Genomic DNA, 24,539 nt, shown 5'->3' with positions numbered 1-24,539 from the left:
ACGAGGAGTACGTGACATGGGTAGTGAACGGAGCGTCACGCTCACCGTCCGGGGCGCGGAGAAACGCGACGGCGGGCGTGGCATCGCCCGCATCTCCGACGCCGTCCGACAACACCTGGAGGTACTCAGCGGCGACACGCTCGCCATCGAGGGCGACCGGAAAACGGTGGTGAAGATGTGGCCCGCCGCGGCGTCGGTCCCGGACGACGTCATCCAGATAGACGCCGAGACGCGCTCGAACGCGGGCGTCAGCATCGGCGACACTGTGACCGTTCGACCGATGGCGGTCGAGGACGCCGAGTCGGTCACCGTCTCGCCCGAGGCGAACTTCTCGCTCGACGACGTGGACACCCTGGAGGTCGCGGTCAAACGCGAACTTCGCGACCGACCCGTCAGCCCCGGCGAGCGCGCTCGCATCGAACGGCTCGGCGACGCCGGCCTCTTCACCGTCACGGCGACCGACCCCGACGGCACGGTCCGGGTGACCGGCGAGACGGACGTGAAGGTATCGCTGGCCGGCGTCGCCGACTCGACGGTGACGCCCACTGCGGCGACCGGCGACGTCGGCGACGACGCGGGCGAGATGACCGGCGCGACCTACGAGGACATCGGTGGCCTCGACGACGAACTCCGGCGCGTCCGGGAGATGATCGAACTCCCGCTGGCGAACCCCGAGATATTCCGCCGACTCGGCATCGAGCCGCCGAAGGGCGTCCTGCTCTACGGCCCGCCGGGGACCGGCAAGACCCTCATCGCGAAGGCGGTAGCCAACGAGGTCGACGCCCACTTCATCTCCGTGTCGGGCCCGGAGATAATGAGCAAGTACAAGGGCGAGAGCGAGGAGCGCCTGCGCGAGATATTCGACGACGCCGCCGAGAACGCGCCCGCCATCATCTTCTTCGACGAGATAGACAGCCTCGGCGGGAAGCGCGACGACGAGAGCGACGTGGAGAACCGCCTCGTCGCCCAGATGCTGTCGCTGATGGACGGACTGGAGTCCCGGGGCGACGTGGTCGTCATCGGCGCGACGAACCGCGTCGACGCCATCGACCCGGCGCTCCGACGCGGCGGCCGCTTCGACCGCGAGATAGAGATCGGCGCGCCCGACGAGGGCGGACGACGCGAGGTGCTCGACGTTCACACTCGCGGGATGCCCCTCGCTGACGACGTGGACCTCGACCGCCTCGCGGCGACGACGCACGGGTTCGTCGGCGCGGACCTGCACGCGCTCGTGACGGAGGCGGCGATGGCGGCGCTCCGCCGCGCGCGAGACGACGGTGCCGACGACGACGCGCTGCTGGACGTGACCGTCTCCCGCGACGATTTCAACGCCGCGATGGCGTCGGTCGACCCATCGGCGATGCGGGAGTTCGTCGCGGAGACGCCGACGGTCACCTTCGACGACGTGGGCGGTCTCGACGAGGCGAAACAGACGCTCGTCGAGGCGGTCGAGTGGCCGCTCTCGTACCAGAACCTCTTCGAGGTGACTCACACGGAACCGCCGAGCGGCGTCCTCCTGTACGGCCCGCCGGGGACCGGCAAGACGCTACTCGCGCGGGCGCTGGCCGGCGAGAGCGACGTGAACTTCATCCACGTCGCCGGACCGGAACTGCTCGACCGCTACGTCGGCGAGAGCGAGAAGGCCGTCCGCGAGGTGTTCGACCGCGCCCGCCAGGCCTCGCCCGCCATCGTCTTCTTCGACGAGATAGACGCCATCGCGGCCAAGCGCGGCGATTCCCACGAGACGACGGAGCGCGTCGTCTCCCAGTTGCTGACGGAACTCGACGGCCTCACGGACAACCCGAACCTCGTCGTCCTCGCGGCGACGAACCGCCGCGAGGCGCTCGACCCTGCCCTCCTCCGGCCGGGTCGCCTGGAGTCCCACGTCGAGGTGCCCGCCCCGGACGAGGCGGCCCGCCGCAAGATACTCGCCGTCCACGCCGACGAGAAACCGCTGGCCGACGACGTCGACCTGGACGAACTCGCCGCCGAACTGGAGGGGTACACGGGCGCAGACCTGGAGGCGCTCGTCCGGAACGCCTCGATGCGCGCCATCCGGGAGGCCGCGGACGCCTGGGGCGTCGCGGAGGCCGACCGGAACGCGGACGAGATCGTCGTCGAGGAGCGTCACTTCGACGCAGCCCGCGACCACGTCCGTCCGACGCTGTAGGACCGACGGGTCGCTTTCTTCGTCGTCGACCGCCGAGCGGCCGCGGAACCCGTTCGACGGTCGGCGGAACAGGGTCGGTCGGGGTCGAGACGGGCGTCCGACGTGCTACGGCTGCCAGTATATCGCCGTCGCGCGATGGCGGTCGTCGTAGGCCCGAAGCCCCTCGCCGAGCAGTTTCTGGACGCCGAGGTCGTCGTACAGCGTCGTGTGCGTGTAATCGACGAACGTCATCGGAACGACGAGGTCGCCATCCCTCCTGACGACGCTCGCCACGCCGGTGTAGACGTGCTTGTGGCGGTCGTCGAACACTTTCGCGCCGACGACGGGCGTGCGCTGGCGATGGGCGGGAAGCGCGTGTAGGGCCTCGACCGACCGCCACGTGAACTCGTAACAGAACATGCCCGAGTCCTCGCCCGACTCGATAGCGTCGAACGTCGTCGGCGACTGGAAGTACTTCCGCAGGTCGGTGGCGCCGAAGATGACGTTGTCCTCCACCGACCCGGCGACGTACCGGGGAACGTCGTAGGAGGTCCGGTCGCGGAACCCGCCGACGAGTCCTTCGATGACGGCTTCCGGCCGCTTCGGTGACGCCCCCGTGAACGATTCGACCGTCTCGGGAGGGACGTCCGCGAAGCGGTTCCCGCGAACGGCCTGCACGGTGAATGGCCGGTCGTCCGCGTCTCGCACTCGGTCGAAGAACTCCTCGTACTGGGCGAACTCGAACTGGAACTCGCCGGCCGAGATGGCCCCCAGGTCCCGGACCAGTTGCTCGAGCGGACCGCCGTCGAGTCCCAGTTCTGCGTCCAGTTCGGCCGCCTCCTCGGGCGACGCCGAGAGGGGGAGCGACCGCCAGGCGTCGCCGTCCCGAACGCGAATCTCGTCGCCCCGGAAACGGAGCCGGTGGCCCGACACCGAGACGGAGAACGCGGAGGGACCGAACCGCTCGCGCGCCAGCGCCCCGAGATTCTGGTCGCGGAGATTCGTCCCGACGAGAACGCCGTACCCGAGAAGGACGTTGTCGACGGCCTTCGCTCCTCCGACAGTCGCCGCGCCGCCGCCGATTCCCGCGAGCAACTGCCGGCGGGTTAGCTCGCGGTCGGTGAGATTCCTGAAAGCGCTCCGACGAGTCACGAGCGAACGATTTCCCTGGAACGGAATAAGCTTTCTACTCCGGGCGGCGGTGAGAACGGGACGTCACGTAGACACGCCGGTCCCCGTTCGGGTCCGTCACCGTACCGACAGCGCCGACCGCGGTTCCGGCAGGCCGACCGCAAGCCGGACATCGCCACCGAGGATGACGACCGCCCGTCGTCCGCGGCCGGTCGGCCGTGGGTCCTCCGTGGGTCCTGGTTCGGCAGGAAAGTTGAAACCGGGGAGGCCACTAGCAGGGGTAGGTGGGGAGACTATGGACATTAATGACGCGGTTACGACCGATTACGTGGACGTGAACCCGGGTACCAGACTCGGGAAGATTCGGGGACTCTTCGACGGTGACCAGAACCTCAAAGCCATCGTCGTCTGGGGCGAGAGCGACAAGTTCGCGGGCATCGTCACCCGCAAGGACCTCGTGAGTTCGCATCACGACCCCCAGGAGAAGGTCCAGTCGGTGGTGCGACATCCGCCGACGGTGACCCGCGACGAGGACGTGCGCGAGACCGCGCGGCTGATGGTCGAGGGGCAGGTCAAGATGCTCCCGGTGCTGGACGACGACGAGGTGTTGCGCGGCGTCGTCAACGCGAAGGACCTCCTGGCGATGGTGCAGGACAACCTGGGGGCGCTCGACGTGTCGGACGTGTACACCGAGAACGTGATGTCGGTCGCCCCCGACACCGTCCTCGGGGAGGTCATTCACACGATTCGAACCCACAGGTTCACCCGCCTCCCGGTCGTCGACGACACCGACGCGGTGGGGATGATAAGCCTCTACGACCTCGTCGACTTCACGACGCGGAAGATGAATAAGGAGCAGGGCGGGAACAACAACGCCACCGACTCCTTCGGGGGCGAGGTCTCCAAGAGCCAACAGCGCACCCACGGCGGCCGGGGCGAGCGGTCGGGATTCCAGGCCCGGATGACCGACCTGCCCGTCCGCGACGTGATGAGCACGCCCTGCGAGACGATTCCGCTCGACGTCGGACTCGACGAGGCCTTCGAGAAGATGCAGGACCACGACTACTCGTCGCTGGTCGTCGTTCCCGAGGAGTTCGGCACGCCCGTGGGCATCGTGACGATCACCGACCTGCTCGAGGCGCTGACGTGGACCGGCGAGGAGGAGCGGGCCGACGTGCAGGTGTTCGGCGTGGACCTGCTTGACGTCCTCTCGCGCGAAGAGATCGCCGACCGTATCGACGGAATCGACGGCAAGTACCGGGAGATGGACCTCCTCGAGGCGAACGTGCGGTTCCACAAACACAAGGAGCGAAGGCGGGAAACCCCCCTCGTTCGGTGTACTATCAGGCTGTTCACCGACGAAGGGCTGTTCTCGGGCACCGGCGAGGAGTACGGCGCGGGGCCGGCGTTCAAGGACGCCGCAGAGAAAGTCGAGCGGAACGTGCTCGACGAGAAACAGCGCACGTCGCCGCGCCACCAGATGGAACAGGAGCGCGAGCGCACCGTGAACCTGGTCGAGTGGTGGGCGACCACGGAAACGTCGTAGACGCGGAAGTCCAGCCGGCGAACGCGAAAGCGGGTCGCGCGAGGGCTAGTCCCAGAACGCCTGCGTCCGGGCGTACTCGCGCTCCTGGGCCAGGATGTCGCGGTAGAAGTCGTCCTCGTCCTCCCGCAACTTGGCGATGATGCGGGCGGCGTTGTGCGGGCCGACGCCGCGGGCCGCGAGGGCGACGACTGCCCGCTTGCCGTGGCTCTGGACGAGGCTGGCGGCCCGGTAGGCGCGCTCGGTCATCTTCTCCTGTTCGTCGTCCTTCTCGTCGGCGCGGACCGCCGTCACCACCTCGTCGGCCCACGGGTTCAGCGCGGCAACGCGCGTCGACCCGCAGTTTGGACACGTCGGCTGGTCGGAGACGCGCTTGACCGTCGTCGTGCGCTCGTAGTCCTGGCAGTGCAGGCAGAAGAGGATGACCTCGTCCTCGCGGATGCGCTCGCGGACCGTCTCGATGACGCTCGCGTCGGCGTTCTCCGGCGCGAGCAGTTCGCGCCCGGACGAGCGCCCGCCGGTCCCGACCGGCGTGTGACCGCCGGTCGAGACCACCTCGACGTCGCCCGCCCGTATCCGCCGGAGCACGTCGCTGGCCGCCTCGACGGCGAGGTCGTCGTGGAACACCTCCCGCACCGCCTCGTCGTACATCGGCGTCTCCTCCAGGGCTCCGAGCAGGCGGTCCATCGACATCCGCCGGTCGCCCTGCCGGCGGTCGAGCGCGCCGAACTTCGCGGCGACCTGCGCAAGCGTGAACTTCAGCGTGTCCGAGCGCTTGAGCGAGAGTTCGATGAGCGGTCCGACGTGATCCGGGTCGGTCGTCTCCAGTTCCTCGACCACCGCCCGGGCGTCGAGTTTGGGCGGCACGTCGAGTTCGATGCGGTAGGGGTCGACCTCCATCCCGACCGACGACCCCGTGCGCTGGCCGACCAGCGAGGAGAGTATCCGACCGAGCGTCTCGTTGACCTTGTGGCCGAAGCAGGCGTTGACGACGACCGACCGGGGCGCGTGCTCGACGACGATGCGTTCGCTCGTCGGGACGGGCGCGTCGGCCTCGGCCTGTCGGTCCAGCTGTTCGAGCGCCTCGCCGGCGGTGCGTTCGTCGGCCGGGTAGCGGTTGGCGAACTCGCGGGCCACCGCCTCGCGGGGCGCGCCGCGTTCGAACTGCGGTCCCGCCACGGCGCGCATCTCGCCGACCTCCTGGGCCACGTCGCGGGGGACCGGAATCTCCTCGCCGACCCACGACGGAATCTCGCCGCCGGGGTCCTCGATGGGCGAGACGTCGACGCGCTCCTCGTCGCCGTCTATCTCGACGATGCGCCACATCTCGCCGCGCTGGATGAACACCTCGCCCGGCTCCGCGAAGTTGACGACGAACCGCTCGTCGAGCGTGCCGACTTGCGACCCCGAGGCGACGTCGTGAACCTCGTACGTCGACTCGTCGGGAATCATCGACAGGTTGGCGTAGAAGTACTGCCAGGTCCCGCCCGACTTCTCAAGGCGGTCCTCCTCCTCGTCCAGCCAGACGAGGCGGTTGCTCTGTAGTTCGCGCACCACCTGCTTGAACTGCGCCTCGTCGAGGTCGCGGAAGGGGTAGGCCCGCGTGAGCACGTCGTACGCCCGGCGCGCGTCGAGGTCGCCGAAGTCCATGACGAGTCCCACTATCTGGTTCGCCACCGTGTCGAGGCTTCCGTGGTGGATGTTGGCCGGTTCCACGTCCCCCTCGGCGGCGCGCCGGGCGATGGCCATCGCCTCTAGCGCGTCGTCCGGGTGAGCGGTGAGTATCGTCCCCTCCGATAGCTCGTCCATGCGGTGGCCGGCGCGGCCGACGCGCTGGAGCAGGCGCGCGACCTCCCGCGGGCTCTGGTACTGGACGACGTGGTCGATGCGACCGACGTCGATGCCCAGTTCCATCGATGAGGTACAGAGCAGACCGTCGAGGTCGCCGGCCTTGAACCGGTCCTCCACGTCGATGCGGGCCTCCTTCGAGAGGCTGCCGTGGTGGACGCCGACGTTCGCGTCCAGTTCCTTGAACCGCGACCCCAGCGCCTCCGCCGTCTGACGCGTGTTGACGAATATCAGCGTCGAGTCGTTCGTCGCCACTATCTCTCGGATGGCCCGGACGTGGCTCGCTATCTCCGGGCTCGTCATCAGTTCGCCGGCGAGGTCCTCGTCCTCGGGTCGAATCTCCGGCTCCCGGACCGTGAAGTCGACCTTGCTCCCGACGTCCACCTCGACTATCTCGCAGCCGCGGTCGCCGGTGAGGAATCGTCCGACCTCGCCGGGGTCTCCCACGGTCGCCGAGAGGCCGACGCGCTGGAACTCCCCGGCGAGTTCGACCAGGCGCTCCAGCCCGATGGAGAGTTGCGCCCCGCGTTTCGCGCTGGCCAGTTCGTGCACCTCGTCGACGACGACGTGGTGGACGTCAGAGAGCGCCGTCCGGAGTTTCGACCCCGTCAGCATCGCCTGCAGCGTCTCGGGCGTCGTCACCAGCACGTCCGGGGGGTCGTTGGCCTGCTTCTGGCGCTGGTAGTCGGTGGTGTCGCCGTGGCGAACGTCGATGTCCAGGTCGAGGTGCTGGCCCCACCACTCCAGGCGTTCGCGCATGTCGCGGTTCAGCGCCCGTAGTGGCGTGACGTACAGCGCGGAGATGCCGAATCGCGGGCTGGCCTCGGCACCCCCGTCGGACGTCGAGCGATGCTCGACGATGGCGTCGAAGACGGGCAACATCGCCGTCTCGGTCTTGCCCGTCCCCGTCGGTGCGATGACGAGCGCGTTCTCACCCGCGGCCAGCGGCGGAATCGCTCGGCGCTGTGGCTCGGTGGGCGTCGAGAAGCCGCGCTCGGAGAGCGCCGACCGGACCTCCGGACCGAGTTCGGCGAAGGCCCCGAATCCCACGGCCTGCTCGTCAGTCATCGCGATTTCGTAGTGGTTCGAGGAAATTAAGCGCGTTGCCCTGCCAGACAGTGGCAGACGCGGGACTTCGTGAACCAGTCCGAGCGGGCCGGTCGCTCGCGGTCACCCTCGACGGTCGGCCGTCGAAGCCATTTTGTCATCGCTCGGAGAAGAACGAACGATGAAGCTCGGCACGACGCTCGGTCCGAACCGCCACCTCGTCGAGGAGGAGACGGCCACCTTCGACTTCGTGGAACCGGCACTGAACCCCCGGGACTGCCCGGTCGAGGAGTTCGACGCCGCCGGCTTCCGGGCGAAACTGGACGACGCCGACCTCGACTGTACGGTCCACCTGCCGCACTTCCCGGACCTGGCGACCACCGTACCCGAAATCGACGCCGCAATGCGCGAGTACCAGGAGCGGGCGCTGGCGAAGGCGGAGACGCTCGACGCCGAGGTCGGGGTGGTGCACGCGTCCGCCGGAGTCCACGACGACCGACACCGCGAGGCGTTCGTCGAGCAGGCGTCCTGGCTGGCCGACGCCTGCCGCGACCGCGGCCTCGAACTCGTCGTCGAGAACCTCGGGTACACGAGCGAGGGGTTCCCTCTCGCAGAGGTGGCCGAACTCGCTCGCGAGGCGGGCGCGAGCGTCTGCTTCGACGTGGGGCACGCCTACCTGGAGGGCGGGCAGGCGGCCGTCGAGTCCTTCCTGACCGACCACGGCGACCTCGTGCGCCACCTGCACGTCCACGACGCCCGCGAACGGGGGGACGACCACGTTCCGGTCGGCACCGGCAGCGTCGACTTCGCGCCCGTGATGGCGTGGGCGGCCGACCGCGACGTGACGGTCGCGGTCGAGTTGCTCGTGGACGACTACGCGTTCCAGCGCGACAGCGTCCGGCGACTTCGTGACCTCGCGCTGACCTAAACACGTTCGGCACAACGCCTACTCCCGCGTCGGCCGAACGCTACTCCGTGTAGTTACTTACGAACCACAGCGACTGTGACGAACCGGTGGCACTGCCTTGAAACGACCCTGCCACGGTAGCGTGGCGTATCCAACGACCCAACAGATGTCTACGAGCGAGAATCTCTACGAGCAGATAGGCGGCCGAGAACGGATAGCAGCGATCGTCGACGAGTTCTACGACCGCGTCCTGGACGACGAGACGGTCGCGCACTTCTTCGACGACATGGACATGGCGGCCCAGCGAGCGCACATGACGCAGTTCCTCAGTTCGGTGGCCGACGGCCCCGTCGAGTACACCGGCGGCGAGATGCGCGACATCCACGAACCGCTCGACCTCGAACGGGAGCACTTCGACGCCGTCGCGACGCATCTCGAAGGCGCGCTCCGGGCGTTCGACGTCCCCGACGAGAAGGTCGAGGCGGTGATGGCGGAGGTGGTGGCGCTGGAGGACGACGTGCTCTGTCGCTGACGCCGCGGCTCCGACATCGACCCCTCGAGATGGACGCTCGGAGCCGCGGCCGACTGCACGTACCACTTCCCGGCGGACGAACGGGTTTCCCCGAGGCCGCTCAGTTCGGCTGAACCGGGAACGTCACCTCGGAGTCAGCGTCGTCCCCGTGGTAGATACGCGCGCCGGCGGCCTTCCGCGAGGAGTAGAACCCCGCATCGGTCGCGGCCACGGTGATACGCAAACTCTCGCCGACGTCGAGGGAACGCTGGAGCGCGGTCATCTCCACCTCGGCCGTCCGACGCCCGTCGCCGGTCGGGTGAACCGGCGTCACCTGGTCGTGAACGAGCGTCTCGCCCGTCTCGTCGACGTGATACACCTTCACGAACAGCCGTGGGTCGGTGCCGAGCGGTTCGAGGTCGAGCCGGAGCGAGGGAGCGCCGAGAAGCTCCCGCTGCTCCGTGATCGGGAACTCGAAGTGGACCGCCGTCACCCCGTCGAGGAGGTCTTCTTCCTCGCTGGTCAACTGACTGGTAGAACTCGGCGCGACGCTGTTGTAGACGACGGTGCTCTCGTCGAGTCGGGCGTCAGAGAACGCCACCGACCACTCCTTGCTGTTGTGCGGGTCGATATCGTCCGTCGTCGACCACGAATCGGTCTGCGTCTCGTAGTACTCGACCGGCGGGAGCTCCGACTCCTCGTTCCGACGGAGATGAGCGTCGATGAACTCGAGTGCCCGGGAATCGAGCCGGGCGTTCATCTCCTCGTCCGCCGTCTCCTCGAAGGTGTGGGCACCGCGGAACAGCACCAGCTTGGATTCGGCTCCGTTGTCCCGGACGGCGCGGTAGTTCCACACCGCCTCGTTCGGAACGAACAGCGTGTCCGTCCACGAGGAGACGAACAGCGACGGAGTGTCGAGCGTCTCCGTCTTCGAGACCGGCGAGCGGGAGGCGTAGAACGCCTCGCTGTCACCATCGAAGTCGTTCTGCGCCGTCGCCGTGACGAACGCCTCGGGCACCTCTTCGGTGACGCCGTACTTGAGATCGTAGATGCTGGGTTTCCCGTCACCGGAGGTCAACCCCCGGGAACCGGTCGCGCCGGTCGCGAGCAGTAACGAATCCCAGCCCCCTTTGACGACGCCCCGTGGAGCGAGCGAGAAACGCAGGTCGTGCCAGGCCCACCGCGGCACCGCCGCGTCGAGGGGGCTGCCCTCGGCGAACGAGATAGTTTCAAAGCTCGCGTCGGCGGGGAGCAGTCGCTCGGCCGTCTTCGGGGTAGATACGGCCATCGTGTTGAGCTGAATGCCGCCCGCGTACGAGAGGCCGTCCATCGCACACACCGGTCCGTTCGCGTCGGTCGCGACGTTCACGGAGACGTCGCCGACCTCGCCGAGCGCGAGTTGATCGAGCAGGGCGAGTGCGTCGGCGACCTCGTTCGGTCCGTCGACGCCGACCTCGCCGCCGGACTCGCCGAATCCGCGCGAATCGTACGCACAGAACACGTAGCCGTTGCTGGCGTAGACGTCCGCGCGGCGCTGGATGGCAGCGGTCGTGTGGTCGTTGCCGTACCCGTGCGTTCCCAGGACGACCGGATGCGGGCCGTCTTCGTCGGGGGCGTACATCGAGCCGACGAGTTCGGTCCCGTCCCACGATGCCGTCGTGAAGTCGGTGCGCGAGTACGGCGCGTCGGCCGTGACGGTTTCGGTCGACGTGACGCTGACCCCTGTGGTCACCACTCCGGCTCCTACCAACCCGGATAACACGCTCCGACGCGTATAATTTTGTGTCACACGCTAACGTAGAAATTGCCGGAAAAAAGCGTTGGGGCCGCCATCGGCTCGGCGGGAAGCCCGGGCGCGGCCGTCTGCGGCCGGATACGTCGGGAACGCGATTACCCGCGGGAGTAGCCTCGATGCGCCGGTCCAGAAGACGACGAATCGTTCGTGGAGACGGGACGCCGGTTCCTCGACGTTCGGCGAAGGGAGCCGGGTCCTCGTGGAACGGGTCCCGTCCGTTGCGACGGCGGTCGGCGGCTCCGCGACTTCACGCCAGACCGACGAACTTCGAGGAGCGGTTCGGGGACAATCGATTTCCCGTCGGCGGTTCGAGTGACGGGCATGGCATCCGAAGTCCACTACCGTGAGACCCAGCGGTACCGCCAGCCCTGGCTGTGGGCGCTGCTCGCCGTGCGCCCGGTACTCGCGCTCGTCGGCCTCGCGCGCGGGACGAAATCGAAACGCGACGTCGTCCGCGAACTCGCGGCGTTCGGCGGCGTCGCGCTCCTGCTCGGCACTGCCCGACTGACGACCGAGGTGCGCGACGACGCCCTCTATCTCAAGTTCGAACCGTTCCACCGCTCGTTCCGTCGCATCCCCTTCGACGAGGTGACGGGCTTCGAAGCGACCGGGTACAGCCCAGTCCGCTTCGGCGGCTGGGGATTCAGGTGGACGCCGGGCACGACCGCCTACACCGTGAGCGGGCGGAGCGGGGTCGAGATCGACCGCACGAACGACCGGTCGACGTACGTCGGGTCGAAGCGCCCGGAGGAACTCCTCGCGGCCGTCCAGGAAGCGACCGAGCGCACCCTGTGACCTATATCTCCGCGTACGCCCCGAGCCGCGTGCCGTCCAGCAGGTACGCCTCCCCGTCGCGAAGCCCCTCCGGGAGGAACGGTGCGAGGAACTCCTGTCCTTCGACGTTGACCCACGTTCCGCCGGAGAGGTCGTTGAACCCCGGGAAGACGGTCAGCTCCGCGTCCGTCGTCAGCGACTCGCCGTAGTGAGTCTCGAACGGCGCGGGGTCGAGTTCTCCCCGGAGCCAGACGCGCTCGACGCGACTCCCGCCGACCGAATCCTCGAGGCGGACGCAGGGGTGTTCGTGGCCGACGCAGACCACGTCCGATTCGAGCACCTCGCGCGCCGGCCAGGTGTGACCGTGCGCGAACCCCACGTCGCCGAGGCGGACGCCGTCGCCCGGCGTCACCTCGCAGTCCACCCACGATTCGATGTCGCCGTCGTGGTTGCCCTTCACGAGCGTCACGGCGGCGCGCTCTTCGACCGTCTCCAGCAGCACCTCTATCTCGCCGCGCTCCGCGCCGCCGGGACCGGCGATGGACTCCATCAGGTCGCCGAGGAAGACGACGCGGTCCGGGTCGGTGCGGTCGAGCAGCGTGCGGAGGTGGTCGCGGCGCTGCTCGGCCGCGCTGTCGAGGCTGACGCCCTGCTCCTTGCGGAGCGCGGCCTCGATGCCGGCGTGGTAGTCCGCGACGACGAGCGCGCGCTCGTGGCCGAGGTCGGCGGTCGCGGCCGGTTCGCCGGGGACCGGTTCGACCAGCGCCATCAGATGGGTTTGAGCGTGTCCTCGCCGGACTCGTAGCAGCGTCCGGCCATCAGCGCGTCCTGGAGCGCGTCCTCGACGTCCGCGGGCGTCACGTCGTAGCGGTTCACGACGGCGGCGAGCAACTGCTCCCGCTCGACCCCGTCGTCGCCGTTCAGGTCCTGCATCACGCGCATCACCGTGTTCTCCAGGTCCTCCGGCTCGCCGCCGGCGGACTCTTCCTCGCCGTCTTCGTCGCCGGTCGCCGCTTCGACCGCCGCCGACTCGTCGGTCGCTTCCTCCGGTTCGCTGTCCTCGACCTCGGCGTCGGTCGCGGTCTCGTTGGGCTCGAAGTCGCCGAGTTCCTCGTCGGCGTCGAACTCGTCAGTGTCGTCCGCCGACTGTTCGGCCTCGTCCTCCGGCGCGGGCGTCTCTATGCCAGCCTCGCCCGGTTCGCCGACCTCGGTGGCGGTCGAGAACTCGGTGCCGTACTCCTCCTCGATGCGCTCGCGCTCCCCCTCGTCGAACTCGTACATCTCGTCGGCGGCCCCGTCGGTGCCGGGGTCGGTCTCCGCGTCGACCTCGGGCTCGAACTCCTCGTCGCTCACCGTCTCCTGCTCCGGCTCGACGGAGGGCTCGTCCTCTGTCTCGGCCTCCAGTTCGGCCGCGTCGGACGCGTCCTCGACCTCGGGCGCGGACTCGTCTTCCCCGGCTGTTTCGGCGGGTTCGCCCGCACCGGCGGGTTCGGTGGCCTCGTCGAGTTCCTCCGGTGCGGTCTCGACTTCGTCTCCCTCCGCCGGTGCAGGCTCGAACTCGTCCGTCTCCTCGGCGTCGACGTCGGTCTCGGTCTCTTCGGGTTCCGAGGAGTCGGGCTCCTCGGCCTCCTCGGCCGGCTCCGGCTCACCGCCGGTTTCGACGCCGCTCACCGCGGCCACGTCGGGCGCTTTTTCGGTGAGGTCCACGGTCACGTCGCCGCTCTCGTCGGGGGCCGTCGAGAGCGGCCCGACCTCGTCGGCGTCGATTTCGCCCGCGACGACCCGGGCCGCGTCGAGTGCGAGGTCGTGAACCGCACCGAGGTAGGCGGGCGTCGTGCCGTAGTGGTCGAGCGCGAGCGGAACGCCGTCGGCCAGGCCGGCGTCGACGCCGCTGGCCGCGAGCGACCGCTGGAGGTCGTCGCCGCGCTCGCCCGACTCGAGCGCGCCGGCGAACGTCCGCACCCGCTGGAGCGTCTGCTCGGCGGTCTGGACCGTCCACCGGTCGCGCGTCTCCGCGTCGACCTCGTTGATGCTCTCCGGGCGGACGGAGGTGTACACGACGTCGGAGTCCTCCGGCCGGAAGGTGCGGGCCTTCCCGGTGACGGCGACGAACGCCGGCGGGTCGGCGCGTTCGAGAAACGCCATCGCGTCCGGCTGGTACTGGCCGGCGTAGACGACGAATCCGCCGGTCGGGTCGACGACCCGTCCCCGGAGGACGTCGTCGCTCACCTGCTCGACCTCCGTGAGGACGCCGACGACGAACAGGCGGTTGATACGTGCGCCCGTCGGCGTGACGACGTAGTTGGGCGCTCGCTCCTCGTCGCTGTCGGAGTGTTCGAGCGTCGCGTCGTCGTACTCCGCCGCGAAGACGCGCCACGCGACCTCGCGTCGGCCCGCGCCACCCTGTCCGCTCATGCTTCCACCTCCGCGAGCAGCGCCGCGGCACGCTCTTCGGGGTCGTCGTCGGTTGCCTCGAACTCCGAGGTTTCAATGTTCGCGCCGTAGTCGTCCACCGAGAGGTTGCCGCGAACGCGGAACTCGTGGCCGACGAGTCGCTCGCGAATCGTGTCGGCGACGACCTCCTGGTCCATCGCATCGCGGGCCTGTTCGCGCGCCTTCTCCAGCCCGCCGCCGTACACCTCGGCCGTGAGTTCGTCGTCGAGGATGGCGGTGACGGTGCCCGTCCCGTCGTCGACGATGGCCTTCACCCGGAGGTCGTCCTGGCCGTCGACCTCGCCGTGGCTCCGGCACTGGCCCTTCTGGATGACGCGGCCGCACTGCGGACAGCGCTGGATGAGGCCGGAGCCGTCCCGGACAGCGACGACGTTGCCGACGACCTCGACGTCGAACACGCCGCCGGTTTCGACGGCGTCGCGGACGCTCTTGCGGGTCGCGGTGTCGCTGACGTCCACGTCGCGGTCGAGCGGCGCGACCGTCGTGAACTCCGAGAAGTTGACGGAGGGGACGCCGCGGAACTCCCGGACGTAGACGTTCTCCGCGCTCAGCGTCGCGCCCTCGACGAGTTCGTCGCGAGCCTCCCAGTCGGTGAAGGGGAGCCGTGCCGACTCGTCGGCGACGACGCCGCTCTTTATCTCTGTCTCACCGTCCCGGCCGTCGATGGTCTTCTGTTCGACCTCGACGGCGACGACCTCGAGCGAGACGCCGCGGTCGCCGGGGCGGAGGTCCGAGAGGCTGGCGTCGCCGCCGACCTCGTAGGGAACGTCGATGTCGGCGTCGGCGCTGGCGACGTTCGTGCTCTCGCCGAGATTGAGTTCCGGTTCACCTTCCCACTCGCGGACGCCGGCGTTGCCCGCGGTGATGACCTGGCCTGGTTCGAGGCCGAAGTCGTTCCAGGCGGTGTAGGATATCTTGCCGGACCCGTCGGCGAGTTCCCCCTCGAAGATGACCTGGTCGTCGCCCTGGTAGCGAATCGAGCGTTTGCCGACCGTCAGCACCTTGGCGGTGACGGTGACGTTGCCCGACTCGGTGGTCACCTCCGCGACGTCGACGGTCGACGGCTCGCTGGACTCGCCGCCACCGCCACCGTACTTCCGCCGGAGGCTCTGTTTGGCCTCGTCCATCGGGACGCTGTACTCTACGAGATTCTTCAGGTCGGATTTGACCTCCTCTTTGTCGACACCGAGGTCGGAGGCGAGTGCCTCGGCATGGTCGTCTAAACTCATCACTCGAACTTGGGAGGGGATAGTTTAAAAGTATTCGTCGTGTCCGGAAGGTGCGCGGGGGAGACGCGCCGTCGGTCGTTCCGTCGCCGCCGACTTGGTCGTCTATCGCCGGAACGTCACTGGCCACTCCAGGTCGACGGTGAGCGAGGAGTCACGGAGTTCGAGTCCCGCCCAGGCGAGGACGGCGAGGGCGGCGACCGCGACGGCGAGCAGTTCGCCGAGGCCGGCCCACATCGGCAGCACGAACGTGACGCCGTTCACCGTCTTGCGCGGCAACAGGGCGTGCGCCACCTCCTCGTAGACGCCGCGGGGGTCCCCCGACGAGGTGCGGGAGGCGAGATTCGCCCGCACGGCGCTCGGACCGCCCGCGCTCTCGTCGCCCGTGCCGAGGCGCTCGGCCTCGTAGACCGAGTAGAAGGGGATAGACCAGGCGACGCCGCCAGACTCGTTCACCTCGAGCACGCGGTTGCTGTTCGAGTCGGAGACGAGCGTGTTGCCGTTCGGCAGGCGGTCGGCGTCCCGGGGCCAGATCATCTCGGAGTCGTTCCAGACCCAGGTCTGCTCCCACGACCCGTTGCGGCGCTGGTACTCGACCACCCGGTCGTTCAGCGAGTCCGCGACGACCACCGCGGGACCGCCCCGCGACTCGGGGATGTAGTCCGGGTTGTGCTGCTCGTAGAGGACGCCGTAGTCGTCCTCGCTCCCGAGCGTCCACCCCTCGATCAGACCGCTCTCGTTCAGAAAGACGACCTGGTCCTGGTTGCGGAGGCTCGCCATGTAGCGGCCGTCGGGGAGGCGCTCGACGTCGTTCAGGTGCGCCCAGTCGACGGGGTAGGGGCCGCCCTCCGTGATGGGGTAGTCGTCGGCGACGCTCCAGCGCCAGGTCGTCACGTCGGTGGTCGTGTTGACGACGAAGACGGCGTCGCGGTGGATATCGCCGACGAGCAGGCGGTGCTCGTCGAGGCGGTCCACGTCGTGCCAGTTCGCGCCGCGGTCCTGCGGGATGATGCGCGAGTGGACGCGCGTAACGTCCCCCGTCGAGAGGTTGACGCGCTCGACGACCGAGACCGTGCACTTCGCGTCGCAGGCGTCGCCGCGTTCGCCGGTCAGCGATTTCTCGGCGACGTACTCGACCGTCGCGGACGTGTTCGGGACGGGGTCGACGTCCTCGTAGCCGGCGTAGGTGTCGTTGTAGTACAGCACCCGGCCGTCGGGAGCGAAGGCGACGACGGCGGCCGCGTCGCCGTTCATTCCGTGGCCGGTGACGACCGTGGCGTTCTCGCGCGGCGGGACGACCGGTTCGCGCTGGTCGAAGGGAACGCTGGCTTGCTGGCGGTACTGGTCCATCTTCGGTTTCGTCTCCGCGGTGGCGTAGGCGTAGCCGACCACTCCCGCACAGCACAGCAGGAGGACGACGAAGAAAGGGCGGTAGACGCTCCGGGAAACCATCGTTTTCGGTGATAGGGAGCCAGCCTATAAAACCAACCATCCGACCGCGGCGGTTTCCGGACCGGGAACGTCTCTCGCCGGGACACCCGCCGCCGCCAGTCGTCGTGTCGCGCCCGCCGCCTCGGACGGGAGATTTTTGCTCCGGGGCGACGAGTTACGGACGTGCAAGAGTACGAGCGCAAGCAACTGCTCGAACGCGTCGAGCGCGAGGGGGCGACCGTCGGGGCGACGATTCCGGAGACGATAACGGTGCAGGGCGAGCCCATCGAACTGCGCGAGTTCGTCTTCGAGATAAAGCGCCGCGATACGGTGCCGCCGGGCGAGCGAGACCGCGTCGAGCAGGCGAAATCGAACCTGCGCCGCGAGCGTCTCCAGCGCAAACAGCGCCTCGAAGAGGAGGACATCAGCCGCGAGACGGGCGAGGACATCGTCGAGGCCATCGTCGGCATCGACCGCGCGCTGAACGCCCTCGAGAACCTCGGCACGACCGACCTCGAAGCCGAGACGAGGGCGAACGAGGCCGCGGACAAGAAGCGCTGGATGTCGTTCCTCAAGAAGGCCCTCGGCCGCGACGATTCCGGCTCCCACGGGAGGTCGAAGCTGTGAGCCGTAACGCCGAGGTGGCGGCGCTGCTGGAGGAGTACGCCGCGCTGCTGGACGCCCAGAACGTGGAGTACAAACCTCGCGTGTACGAGCGCGCGGCGGACAACGTCCGCGACTACCCCGAGGACGTGGAGGAGCTGGCGGCCGAGGGGCCGGACGCCGTCGCCGACATCGAACAGGTCGGCGACGCCATCGCGGAGAAAATAGTCGAGTACTTCGAGACGGGCCACATCGAGGAACTGGACGAGCAGCGCGAGAAACTGCCGGTCGAGATGGGCGCGCTGACGCGCGTGGAGGGCGTCGGCCCGAAGACGGTCGGGGACCTCTACGAGGAACTGGACGTCCAGACGCTCGACGACCTGGAGGCGGCCGCCAACGAGGGCCGAATCAGGGAGCTGAAGGGGTACGGCGAGAAGACCGAACAGAACATCCGGGAGGGCGTCGAGTTCGCCCGGCAGGTCCAGGGCCGGGAACTGCTGGGCAACGCCCGTCCCGTCGGCGAGCAGGTGCGCTCGTACTTCGCGGACGTGCCGGCGGTCGGGCGCTGCGAACTCGCCGGGTCGCTGCGGCGCTGGCGCGACACCATCGGCGACGTGGACCTGCTGGCCGCGAGCGAGGACAAGCAGGCGGTCGTCGACGCGTTCACCGACTGGGAGCGCGCCGCGGAGGTCATCGAGGCCGGCACGGACAAGGCGGCCATCCGCGTCGAGGGGATGCGCGTCGACCTCCGCGTGGTCGTCCCCGACGAATTCGGGAGCGCGCTCCAGTACTTCACCGGGAGCAAGAACCACAACATCACGCTCCGGAACTACGCCATCGAGCGCGGCATGAAGATAAACGAGTACGGCGTCTTTGACGTTAGTAACGTCGAGGACCCCGACGCGGGCCAGCGCGTGGGCAAGCGCGTCGCCGGTGAGACGGAAGAGAGCATGTACGCGGCGCTGGACCTTCCGCTGATTCCGCCGGAGATGCGCGAGGACCGCGGCGAGATAGACGCCGCCGCCGCCGGCGACCTGCCCGACCTCCTCGAAGAGGGCGACGTGCGCGGCGACCTCCACGTCCACACCACCTGGTCGGACGGCAACGACACCATCGCGGAGATGGCGGCGGGGGCCGCGGAGTTCGGCCACGACTACGTCTGCATCTCCGACCACGCGACCGGTCCGGGGATGGTCGGCGGCGTCGGCCTCGACGACGAGGACCTCCGCGAGCAGATAGCCGAGGTCCGGGCGGTCGACGAGGACGCGGACGTCGACGTGCTCGCGGGCGTCGAGGCGAACGTCGACGCCGAGGGCGACGTCAGCGTCGCCGACGACGTGCTCGCCGACCTCGACTGCGTGGTCGCCTCGCCCCACAGCGGGCTCGGCACGGAGGCCACCGACCGCCTCGTCGCCGCCGTCGAACACCCGAGCGTCGACGTGCTCGGCCACCCCAGCGGTCGCCTCATCAACCAGCGTCAGGGGCTGGAGTTCGACGTGCGCGAGGTGGCGCGGGCCGCCGCCGACAACGACGTCGCCCTGGAGGTGAACGCCAACCCGAACCGTCTCGACCTCTGGGGCGGGGCTGTCCACGTCGCCGTCGACGAGGGCGCGACGCTCGCCATCGACACCGACGCCCACAGCCCCGGCGAGTACGCGAACGTCCGCTACGGCGTCCACACCGCTCGCCGCGGGTGGGCCGAAGCGAGCGACGTGCTGAACGCCCGGGACGCCGACGGCGTCCGCGAGTTCCTCCACTGATGACCTCCCGGTCCTCGCCTCGCCTCCTCCTCGACGCGATGCTCGGCAAGCTGTCGACGTACCTCCGGATGTGCGGGTACGACGCCGCCTACGCGCTGGACCGGGGCGTTGAGGACGACGACGCGGTGCTGGCCCTCGCCCGCCAGGAGGGCCGAACGCTTCTCACGCGCGACGCCGCCCTCGCGACCCGCGCCGGCGACGCGCTCCTGCTCGAATCGAAGGACGTGACCGACCAGCTCCGGGAACTCCGGGCGGCCGGCTGCACGCTCTCGCTCGACGACCCCTCGCGCTGTTCGGCCTGCAACGGAGACCTGGAGCGCGTCGAGTCCGGCGAGACCCCGGAGCACACCCCCGGCGTCGACGAGCAGCGGGTCTGGCGCTGTCGGAACTGCGGCCAGCACTTCTGGAAAGGGAGCCACTGGGAGTCGGTCGAGGAGACGCTCTCGGAACTCTGAGAACGGTTCCACCGGAACTTCGGCCCTGGACCCCGCGAGCGGAACGCGACCGGCGTTCACCGGAGTTTCGCCCGTCCCCGTCCGCGTTACCGGTTCGGCTCCCACCGCTCGCAGGCGTCCATGTCGGTCATCCGCTCCGAGTGGCGCTTGCAGTACGGCGTGATGCCGTTCTCGGTGCGGACGTACTCGAAGTGCGTGCAGTTGCCGCAGTATCGGTCGGTCGGAGTCGCCTGCGTTCCGGGCGTGCGTTGGCTCTCGGGGTCGATGGGCGACGTGAGGGCGTCGCCGGTCGCGCCGCCGTCGCTGGCGGCCGCGTCGCCGGACGACACGCCCGCGGTGTCGACGTCGCCGTCCGGTTCCCCTCCGAAGACGCCGACGCCGTCGAGACCGCCGCTGGACGATTCGACCTCGACGACTTTCGTCTCGCCCTGGCGGGTCACCTCCATCGTGACGGTGCCGCCGGGGTCGTTGCGCGTCTTGAAGTTCACGACGGCGCTGAACAGGCACCAGAACGTCGTGACGAAACCGAAGAAGTAGACGGCGACGACGGGGAGGGTGAGCTGTCTTCCGTGGCTGGCCCAGTGGTCGGGGTAGGCGTACCAGAACATGCCCACGCCGAGCACGGCGATGGACGAACCGATCGCCGCCGCGGCCCGGACGCGGTCGCTGGTCGCGGGGAAGACAGTGAACACCCCGACGAACGCCGCCGGGACGCCGAGCCCCGCCGTGACGCCCGCGAGTTTGCGGGAGCCGTAGGTGGAGAGTCCGACGGCGGCGAACAGGTCCGTCGTCGCGGCCAGGATGGCGACGACGACGAGTAACGACCCCGAGAGGAAGAGGCCAACCCCGGCGTAGAGTCGCCGTGGGCGCTTTTTCACGCCGTCGCGACCCGCGTAGGTTTCACCGAGGCTTGTCATGTCTCCGTCATTGAACCCCTCATACTAAACAACTGCGTCAGACCATTGTCAGACGCCAGTCATCTACGCTCACAGCGGCACCGGTAGCCACTGGAGCCAGTCCACCACCGTCTCGGGCGCGATGAGGGGTTCGTGTAGCACCAGCCAGTCCAGCAGGACGAGGCCGAGGCCGTGAGCGACCACGGAGGGAAGCAGGGAGTTCCCGTCGTAGTCGAACGCGCCGAAGAGCACGTCGGTCGGTCCGGACAGCAGCAGTTCTATCGGCGGTTTGCCGAGGTGGTGCAACGCGTACACGACGGGACTGATGAACACGCTCTTGAACCCTATCTTGCGCACGCCGACGCAGAGCAGCCCGCGGTAGTACGTCTCCGCGGCGAGCACCACGACGAACTGCTTGACGGCGTGCGGGAGAAAGTCGCCCAGCGCGGGGCTGGTCTGCCACATCGGGTAGTAGGCGCGTATCGTCGGCAGTGACGAGCCGACGACGTAGAACGGGACGACGATTACCGCCAGGACGACGGCGTTGCGGACCGCGCGGCGGTCGACTCGATAGCCGAGGTGGCGGCCGTGCGTGACCGCGAGCGCGCCCGGGATGGCGATGTACAGCGTCACGTCGCGGACGAGGCGCGCTCCCAGGTCGCCGGCGGGGACGGCCCACAGCGACCACAGCACGGTCAGCAACCCCCCGACGAGTAGCGACAGCCGGACCCAGGTCAGACCCGGCACCCGTCCGGCGACCGACCTGGAGACGTTCACGAGCCGTCGGCGGTCGGAACGGGACCGTTCCCGATGACCCCTCGAAGCTCGTCGGTGAACTCCTTCTCGCTCTGGAAGTAGGTCTCCTCGACCTCGTCCAGCAGGTCGCTCAGCTGTCGGGGCCCGTCCGGCGTCCGGATGGTCGTCTCGCCTTCCCGGCGGACGATTTCGCTCTTCTGGATGGGCCAGAAGAGCCGCGACGAGACGCGAGCGAGCGGCGCACCTTCGACCGGCGTTCGCTCGCCGAGTTCGACGGCAGGTTCCTCTTCTTCCTCGTTGTCGTCGGCCATACCCGCCAGTTTGTCAGCGCGTGGATTAAGTTTTTCCGAACCCACCGTGCCCCGGTCGCCGCCGTCTCGGCCGGCGAACAGCTTCTCTCGCGTCGTCGCTCGCGCGTTCTCGCCCGGCGTCCCCCTTTCGGTCACCGCATGTGGTCCGAAGTATCGAACCGACCCGCTGGCCCGTGTGAGCACGCTTAAGGCCCGGCGGACTCTCCTCCCGGACATGAAACCACGGGACCTCTCCGCCCACGTCGAGTACCAGGCCGGGCGGGGCATCGAGGAGGTGGCCCGCGAACTGGGCGTCGACTCCGACGAACTGGTGAAGCTCGCGTCGAACGAGAACCCCTTCGGCCCGAGTCCGGCGGCGGTCCGGGCGATGAAGCGCGCCGCCGAGCGCGCGAACTCGTACCCGAAAGCCTCCCACGCCGACCTCGTCGACCGCCTCGCGGAGCGGTGGTCGGTCGCGTCCGAGCAGGTGTGGCTGGCAAACGGCGGCGACGGAGCGCTCGACTACCTCGCCCGAGCGATGCTCGAACCCGGCGACGACGTGCTCGTGCCGGACCCCGGTTTCGCCTACTACGGCATGAGCGCGCGCTACCACCACGGCGACGTACGCGAGTACGACCTCTCGAAGGCCGACGACTTCGCGCTGGCCGCCGACACCGTCCTCTCCGCCTACGACGGCGAGCGCATCGTCTACCTGACCAGCCCGCACAACCCCACCGGCGGTCGCTTCTCCGTCGACGCCGTCGAGGACGTCGCCGACGCGACCGCCGACGAGACGCTCGTGGTCGTCGACGAGGCGTACGGCGAGTACGCCGACGCGCCGAGCGCGGTCGAACTCCTCGACGCACGCGACGACGTGGCCGTCCTCCGGACGTTCTCGAAGGCCTACGGCCTCGCCGGCGTGCGCCTCGGCTACGCCCTCGTCCCCGAGGAGTGGGCCGACGCCTACGCCCGCGTCAACACGCCGTTCGCCGCGAGCGAACTCGCCTGCCGGGCCGGTCTCGCCGCGCTGGACGACGACGAGCACGTCCGGCGCTCCGTCGAGACGGTCCGCTGGGCGCGGGAGTACCTCCGGACGGAACTCGACGCGCCGACCTGGGAGAGCCACGCCAACTTCGTGCTGGTGGAGGTCGGCGACGCGACGGGCGTCGCCGCCGACCTCCGGGAACGCGGCGTCATCGTCCGCGACTGCACGAGTTTCGGCCTCCCCGACTGCGTCCGGGTGACCTGCGGGACGGAAGAGGAGACCCGGACGGCCGTCCGGGAACTGAACGAGGTGCTCGCGGAATGAAGGTCGCCGTCACCGGAACACCCGGAACGGGCAAGACGACCGCGACGGACATCGTGGCGTCGAACCTCGGCGATGCCGCCATCGACGTGGTCCACCTGAACGAGGTCGTCCGCGAGGAGGGGTTCCACGAGGGCGAGGACGCCGAACGCGGGAGCCTGGTCGCCGACCTCGACGCGCTCGCCGACTGGCTGGACGACCGCGAACGCGAGAGCGAGGCCGACCACCTCCTCGTCGAGTCGCACCTCGCCCACCGCTTCGACGCCGACCGCGTGGTCGTCCTGCGCTGTCGCCCGGAGCAACTGGCGGAGCGACTGGCAGACCGCGGCGAACCGGAGGCGAAGGCGACCGAGAACGCGGAGAGCGAGGCGCTGGACGTCGTACTCTCGGAGGCCGTCGCGGAGCACGGCGCGGACGCAGTGTACGAGATAGACACGACCGACCGCGACCCGGAGGCGGTGGCGGACGACGTCGAGGCGGTCGTCCGCGGCGACAGAGCGCCGTCCGCCGGAGAAGTGGAGTTCACCGACTACCTATGACGCTCGACCGGTTGCGCCCACTGGCCGACCGCGCGCTCGACCCGTTCGTCTCGGCGTCGCGGCGACTCGGACTCACGCCGGACTCGGTGAGCGTCGTCGCCTTCCTGCTGGCGGCCGCGGCGGCCGGCAGCTTCTACCTCGGCGGCGAGACCGGCGTCTGGTATCTCGTCGGTGCCGTCCTCGTGTTCTTGAACGGCTGGCTCGACCTGCTCGACGGCGCGCTTGCCCGGGAACTCGGCACGGAGTCGAAGGCTGGCGACCTGCTCGACCACGTGCTCGACCGCTACGCCGACATCGTTCTCATCGCGGGGTTCACCGCAGGCGTCGGGCGGTACGCGCTCGGCCTGGCCGCCGTCACGGGCGTCCTGATGACCTCGTACCTCGGCACGCAGGCCCAGGCCGTGGGACTCGACCGCGTCTACGGCGGACTCCTCGGGCGCGCCGACCGCCTCGCGCTGATGGGCGTGACCGCCGGCGTCGCGGCGTTCGTGGAGGGCGTCGCCGGAGTCTCGCTCGTCGTGCTCCTCCTCGGCGTGTTCGCCGTGGTGGGCCACTTCACCGCACTCCAGCGGTTCTATCACGCCTGGCGCGCGCTGTCCTGAGCTACCGAGGGTGTCGACGACCGGCGGTCGGCGGTGACGTCAACGCGCCGGCAACGTGTCGCCCGGTTTCGTGTCCGAGCGCCGCTGTTCGGGGCTGGCGACGGCACTGACGCGCCGGAACACCGTCTCGGGGTCGCGGGTCCGCCGCCAGTGCCAGCGCGTTCGGGCCAGCAGCGACAGTTTCCGGAGGGTCCCGAGCGACGGCTCGCTCGTCAGCACGTCGTTCCCGCGCTTCCGGATGACGCGGTGGTAGTCGGCGTAGAGGACGGCGGCGAGCAGGACGGCGAACTGGCAGCCCTCGGGGAGATACCGGATGCCGGCGACCCCCTCGCGATACAGGGTCTCCGCGCGCCGGAGTTCCTCGCGCATCGCCGCCGCGAACCCCTCCGAGAACTCCAGGCGGACGAGCTGGTCGTGGGTGACGCCGTGACGCGCGAGAGTGGTCGCGGGGAGGTAGATGCGGTCGCGGTCGACGACGTCCTCGCGGACGTCCCGCAGGAAGTTCGTCAGCTGGAA

At 69.2% G+C, this 24,539-nt stretch carries 22 protein-coding genes; 11 read left to right on the top strand and 11 right to left on the bottom strand.

Features of this window, described 5'->3' with window-relative positions:
* Positions 1-16 precede the first annotated feature (16 nt).
* The gene (locus ACRYA2_RS16790) at positions 17-2,170 is read left to right on the top strand and encodes a CDC48 family AAA ATPase (protein ID WP_433630612.1); all 2,154 of its coding nucleotides are present in this window, start codon (positions 17-19) and stop codon (positions 2,168-2,170) included.
* A 105-nt stretch (positions 2,171-2,275) separates the two neighbouring features.
* On the opposite strand, the gene ACRYA2_RS16785 is transcribed toward ACRYA2_RS16790, so the two are convergent.
* On the bottom strand, positions 2,276-3,301 hold the full coding sequence (locus ACRYA2_RS16785; RefSeq protein WP_433630609.1) for a hypothetical protein: 1,026 nt from the start codon (positions 3,299-3,301) through the stop codon (positions 2,276-2,278).
* A gap of 274 nt (positions 3,302-3,575) precedes the next feature.
* On the opposite strand from ACRYA2_RS16785, the gene ACRYA2_RS16780 reads away from it, so the two are divergent.
* The gene (locus ACRYA2_RS16780; protein WP_433630606.1) at positions 3,576-4,826 is read left to right on the top strand and encodes a CBS domain-containing protein; all 1,251 of its coding nucleotides are present in this window, start codon (positions 3,576-3,578) and stop codon (positions 4,824-4,826) included.
* A gap of 45 nt (positions 4,827-4,871) precedes the next feature.
* On the opposite strand, the gene ACRYA2_RS16775 is transcribed toward ACRYA2_RS16780, so the two are convergent.
* Complete coding sequence (locus ACRYA2_RS16775) at positions 4,872-7,739, bottom strand: DEAD/DEAH box helicase (protein ID WP_433630603.1); 2,868 nt, start codon at positions 7,737-7,739, stop codon at positions 4,872-4,874.
* 160 nt (positions 7,740-7,899) lie between these two features.
* Between ACRYA2_RS16775 and ACRYA2_RS16770 the strand changes: the two genes are divergently transcribed.
* Both ACRYA2_RS16770 and ACRYA2_RS16765 read left to right on the top strand, forming a co-directional pair.
* Complete coding sequence (locus ACRYA2_RS16770; RefSeq protein ID WP_433630600.1) at positions 7,900-8,646, top strand: sugar phosphate isomerase/epimerase family protein; 747 nt, start codon at positions 7,900-7,902, stop codon at positions 8,644-8,646.
* A 145-nt stretch (positions 8,647-8,791) separates the two neighbouring features.
* Entirely contained in the window at positions 8,792-9,157 is a 366-nt protein-coding gene (locus tag ACRYA2_RS16765; protein WP_433630597.1) for a group I truncated hemoglobin, read from the top strand.
* 100 nt (positions 9,158-9,257) lie between these two features.
* Here the strand turns inward: ACRYA2_RS16765 and ACRYA2_RS16760 are convergent, their stop codons facing one another.
* Positions 9,258-10,868, bottom strand: a complete 1,611-nt coding sequence (locus ACRYA2_RS16760; RefSeq protein ID WP_433630595.1) for a CocE/NonD family hydrolase — start codon at positions 10,866-10,868, stop codon at positions 9,258-9,260.
* Between the two features lie 384 nt (positions 10,869-11,252).
* Between ACRYA2_RS16760 and ACRYA2_RS16755 the strand changes: the two genes are divergently transcribed.
* Positions 11,253-11,726 (top strand): DUF6141 family protein, encoded by a 474-nt coding sequence (locus tag ACRYA2_RS16755; RefSeq protein ID WP_433630592.1) that lies wholly within the window; start codon positions 11,253-11,255, stop codon positions 11,724-11,726.
* Between the two features lies 1 nt (position 11,727).
* Here ACRYA2_RS16755 and ACRYA2_RS16750 read toward each other — a convergent pair whose 3' ends face one another.
* From ACRYA2_RS16750 to ACRYA2_RS16735, 4 genes are all read right to left on the bottom strand, one after another.
* Complete coding sequence (locus tag ACRYA2_RS16750; protein WP_433630590.1) at positions 11,728-12,474, bottom strand: metallophosphoesterase; 747 nt, start codon at positions 12,472-12,474, stop codon at positions 11,728-11,730.
* The gene (locus tag ACRYA2_RS16745) at positions 12,474-14,120 is read right to left on the bottom strand and encodes an RPA family protein (RefSeq protein ID WP_433630588.1); all 1,647 of its coding nucleotides are present in this window, start codon (positions 14,118-14,120) and stop codon (positions 12,474-12,476) included. Before ACRYA2_RS16745 ends, ACRYA2_RS16750 begins: the two co-directional genes overlap by 1 nt.
* Complete coding sequence (locus ACRYA2_RS16740) at positions 14,117-15,388, bottom strand: Single-stranded DNA binding protein (protein ID WP_433630587.1); 1,272 nt, start codon at positions 15,386-15,388, stop codon at positions 14,117-14,119. Before ACRYA2_RS16740 ends, ACRYA2_RS16745 begins: the two co-directional genes overlap by 4 nt.
* Before the next feature lie 102 nt (positions 15,389-15,490).
* Positions 15,491-16,837: an aryl-sulfate sulfotransferase gene (locus ACRYA2_RS16735; RefSeq protein ID WP_433630585.1), complete on the bottom strand. Its 1,347-nt coding sequence runs from the start codon at positions 16,835-16,837 to the stop codon at positions 15,491-15,493.
* A 162-nt stretch (positions 16,838-16,999) separates the two neighbouring features.
* Here ACRYA2_RS16735 and ACRYA2_RS16730 point away from each other — a divergent pair, with 162 nt between their 5' ends.
* The 3 genes from ACRYA2_RS16730 to ACRYA2_RS16720 are packed head-to-tail and all read left to right on the top strand — an operon-like array spanning position 17,000 to position 19,634.
* A complete protein-coding gene (locus ACRYA2_RS16730; RefSeq protein WP_113276013.1) occupies positions 17,000-17,443 on the top strand; it encodes a DUF5788 family protein in 444 nt (147 codons plus the stop codon).
* Positions 17,440-19,179, top strand: a complete 1,740-nt coding sequence (locus ACRYA2_RS16725; protein ID WP_433630581.1) for a helix-hairpin-helix domain-containing protein — start codon at positions 17,440-17,442, stop codon at positions 19,177-19,179. The genes ACRYA2_RS16730 and ACRYA2_RS16725 overlap by 4 nt, the downstream gene beginning before the upstream one ends.
* Positions 19,179-19,634, top strand: coding sequence for a Mut7-C RNAse domain-containing protein (locus tag ACRYA2_RS16720; protein ID WP_433630579.1), 456 nt, complete (start codon positions 19,179-19,181; stop codon positions 19,632-19,634). The genes ACRYA2_RS16725 and ACRYA2_RS16720 overlap by 1 nt, the downstream gene beginning before the upstream one ends.
* Positions 19,635-19,720: 86 nt before the next feature.
* On the opposite strand, the gene ACRYA2_RS16715 is transcribed toward ACRYA2_RS16720, so the two are convergent.
* The 3 genes from ACRYA2_RS16715 to ACRYA2_RS16705 form a co-directional block, all read right to left on the bottom strand.
* A complete protein-coding gene (locus ACRYA2_RS16715) occupies positions 19,721-20,551 on the bottom strand; it encodes a cell division protein CdpA domain-containing protein (protein ID WP_433630577.1) in 831 nt (276 codons plus the stop codon).
* Between the two features lie 69 nt (positions 20,552-20,620).
* Positions 20,621-21,307 carry a CPBP family glutamic-type intramembrane protease gene (locus ACRYA2_RS16710; RefSeq protein WP_433630575.1) on the bottom strand — a complete coding sequence of 229 codons (687 nt, stop codon included), beginning with the start codon at positions 21,305-21,307 and terminating at the stop codon, positions 20,621-20,623.
* Positions 21,304-21,597, bottom strand: a complete 294-nt coding sequence (locus ACRYA2_RS16705; RefSeq protein ID WP_113276018.1) for a DUF5789 family protein — start codon at positions 21,595-21,597, stop codon at positions 21,304-21,306. Before ACRYA2_RS16705 ends, ACRYA2_RS16710 begins: the two co-directional genes overlap by 4 nt.
* Before the next feature lie 214 nt (positions 21,598-21,811).
* On the opposite strand from ACRYA2_RS16705, the gene hisC reads away from it, so the two are divergent.
* The 3 genes from hisC to ACRYA2_RS16690 are packed head-to-tail and all read left to right on the top strand — an operon-like array spanning position 21,812 to position 24,023.
* Positions 21,812-22,885, top strand: coding sequence for a histidinol-phosphate transaminase (gene hisC / locus ACRYA2_RS16700; protein ID WP_433630573.1), 1,074 nt, complete (start codon positions 21,812-21,814; stop codon positions 22,883-22,885).
* The gene (locus ACRYA2_RS16695) at positions 22,882-23,421 is read left to right on the top strand and encodes an adenylate kinase family protein (RefSeq protein WP_433630570.1); all 540 of its coding nucleotides are present in this window, start codon (positions 22,882-22,884) and stop codon (positions 23,419-23,421) included. Before hisC ends, ACRYA2_RS16695 begins: the two co-directional genes overlap by 4 nt.
* Positions 23,418-24,023 carry a CDP-alcohol phosphatidyltransferase family protein gene (locus ACRYA2_RS16690; RefSeq protein ID WP_113276020.1) on the top strand — a complete coding sequence of 202 codons (606 nt, stop codon included), beginning with the start codon at positions 23,418-23,420 and terminating at the stop codon, positions 24,021-24,023. Before ACRYA2_RS16695 ends, ACRYA2_RS16690 begins: the two co-directional genes overlap by 4 nt.
* 39 nt (positions 24,024-24,062) lie before the next feature.
* Here the strand turns inward: ACRYA2_RS16690 and ACRYA2_RS16685 are convergent.
* Positions 24,063-24,539, bottom strand: a 477-nt coding sequence (locus tag ACRYA2_RS16685; protein WP_433630566.1) for a phytoene/squalene synthase family protein, incomplete at its 5' end; no start/stop codon positions are given.

This window comes from Halomicrococcus pelagicus (genome assembly GCF_050954125.1).
This window is presented reverse-complemented; position numbering and strand designations above follow the sequence as displayed.